An 815-nucleotide genomic window follows, 5' to 3' on the forward strand; every position below is an offset into this window, starting at 1 on the left:
ATCGTGCCATTGCAGGCCTGAAGGGGGCGGGCAACACCGCCGTCCAGGCCGGTGATATAACCCAGCAGCTTGTCGTCATCGAGGTACGCAACGTCGTTGAGTAGCGCCTCGTTGTCAGGGTGGGTCTGACCATCATCCAGTGAGCCGGAGAACGAGAAACTACGCCCCTGACGGCTGATGACAAACTGCTTGCTCAGTGATGCGGGCGAATACGGCACGGTGATAGAAAACAGCTTGGTGCGCTTCCTGGTTGCCGAGTCATAGATCGTCACCTGAGTCTTGTCGCTTGCGACAGGCTGACGATCAAACAATTCCTTGGTGATAATACCGCTACGTTTCTTGTTTCGGCCTTTGACCTTGGGAAACTTGGCAATCCCTTTTCGGGCGGCTTCCGCATCGGCATAGGCCGAGCTGGCGGCGTTACGCAGGATTTGAACGGGTATGTCTTTCAGGAAGGCAACGTCAGGGTCTTGCTTGATCGGGGCGTACGCCTGGTTGATCTCGGTCCCTCGGCCTTGCGCCAGCAAGTCACGATACTCGCGCACCTTATAATTCCGCAGCACATTCGCGGCGCCTATCCATTGAGCAAAGGCGGTCGCCTGTCGCGAAGACAGGCGATTCGTGATACTTAATGAAAAACCGCGCTGTGCCATAAGGGACCTGGTTGCATAAACAGGACAATGATTCTAGGCTAGCGCCATACCCCTAATGAGTCAAGACTATGAGTGACGAGTACCCCTGGAGAACTGGCAGGTCATGCGTTTACCGACTTCACTACCACCTTGTCTTTGTCCCGAAATATCGGCGTGATGTCT

At 55.0% G+C, this 815-nt stretch carries 1 protein-coding gene and 1 pseudogene; one reads left to right on the forward strand and one right to left on the reverse strand.

All coding sequences use genetic code 11. The features are described 5' to 3' along the window. Window positions 1–563: hypothetical protein (locus DU506_RS21295; protein ID WP_147273817.1), on the reverse strand; the 563-nt coding region annotated here is incomplete at its 3' end. 158 nt (window positions 564–721) lie between these two features. Here DU506_RS21295 and DU506_RS22410 point away from each other — a divergent pair. Next, window positions 722–815 (forward strand): annotated as a pseudogene (locus DU506_RS22410) (IS200/IS605 family transposase); the annotation flags it as partial.

Origin of the sequence: Vreelandella rituensis, from assembly GCF_003336665.1 — a bacterium.
Taxonomy (GTDB): domain Bacteria; phylum Pseudomonadota; class Gammaproteobacteria; order Pseudomonadales; family Halomonadaceae; genus Vreelandella; species Vreelandella rituensis.